This is a genomic window from Streptomyces sp. NPDC005931 (genome assembly GCF_042871235.1).
Classification (GTDB): domain Bacteria; phylum Actinomycetota; class Actinomycetes; order Streptomycetales; family Streptomycetaceae; genus Streptomyces.
Map to the genome: position 1 here is coordinate 1 of NZ_JBIAIG010000044.1, position 1,305 is coordinate 1,305.

The 1,305-nt window shown below is 70.8% G+C and carries 1 protein-coding gene; it reads left to right on the forward strand.

What is annotated here, in order from left to right; all coding sequences use genetic code 11:
* Positions 1–1,305: amino acid adenylation domain-containing protein (locus ACFYOV_RS33725; protein WP_389094436.1), on the forward strand; the 1,305-nt coding region annotated here is incomplete at both ends.

The window sequence follows — 1,305 nt, forward strand, 5'->3', positions numbered from 1 at the left end:
GCCCGCCCACAACCCCGCCACCGCACTCGCACCCGACCACCCCGCCTACGTCATCTACACCTCCGGCTCCACCGGCCGACCCAAAGGCGTCGTCACCACCCACCGGAACGTGGTGCGGCTCTTCGACGCCACCCGGAAGTGGTTCGGCTTCGGCCCCGACGACGTGTGGACGCTGTTCCACTCGTACGCCTTCGATTTCTCCGTCTGGGAGTTGTGGGGAGCGCTGCTGCACGGCGGCCGGCTGGTCGTGGTCCCCTACGAGGTCAGCCGCACGCCCGGTGCGTTCCTGGACCTGCTGGCCGATCAGGGCGTGACCGTTCTCAACCAGACGCCGTCGGCCTTCCACCAGTTGGCGCAGGCCGACGCCGACGCCTCCCCGCCGGGTCGTCGACTCGCCCTGCGCACCGTGGTGTTCGGCGGTGAAGCACTGCAGCCGTCCCGCCTCGCCGACTGGTACCGGCACCACGCCGACGACGCGCCGGTGCTGGTCAACATGTACGGCATCACCGAGACCACGGTGCATGTGACGTACCAGCCGCTGACCCGGGAGCGCGCCACGGCCGGGGCGGCCAGTGTCATCGGTGCCGGCATTCCCGACCTGCGGACCTATGTGCTGGGTGCCGGACTGGAGTTGGTGGCGCCCGGTGTGGTGGGCGAACTGTACGTCGCGGGGCCCGGTGTCGCCCGGGGATACCTGGGCAGGCCCGGTCTGACGGCCGAGCGGTTCGTCGCGGACCCGTACGCCCCGGAACCGGGTGGCCGGATGTACCGCACCGGTGACCTGGTGCGCTGGAACCAGGACGGTGAGCTGGAGTTCGTCGGCCGCGCCGACCACCAGGTCAAGATCCGCGGCTTCCGCATCGAACCCGGCGAGATCGAGAACGTGCTGACCGGCCACCCGGAGGTGGCCGAGGCCACGGTGGTGGTCCGCCAGGAGCAGCCGGGCGATGCCCGCCTCGTCGCCTACGTGGTGGCGCGCGGAGCCCTGCGATCCGAGGATGTACGGCAGTTCGCCCGGGACCGGCTGCCCGATTACATGCTGCCGGCCGCCGTCGTGCTCCTGGACCGTATGCCGCTCACCGCCAACGGAAAGCTGGACAAGGGGGCGCTCCCGGAGCCGGACTTCACCGTGCTGGGTTCGGGGCGGGGGGCGCGTACGCCGCAGGAGCAGATCGTGTGCGACCTGTTCGCGCAGGTTCTGGGGCTGCCGCGGGTCGGTGTCGACGACGACTTCTTCGATCTGGGTGGGCACTCGCTGCTGGCCACGCGGTTGATCGCGCAGGTCCGTGCGGCGTTCGGGGTCGA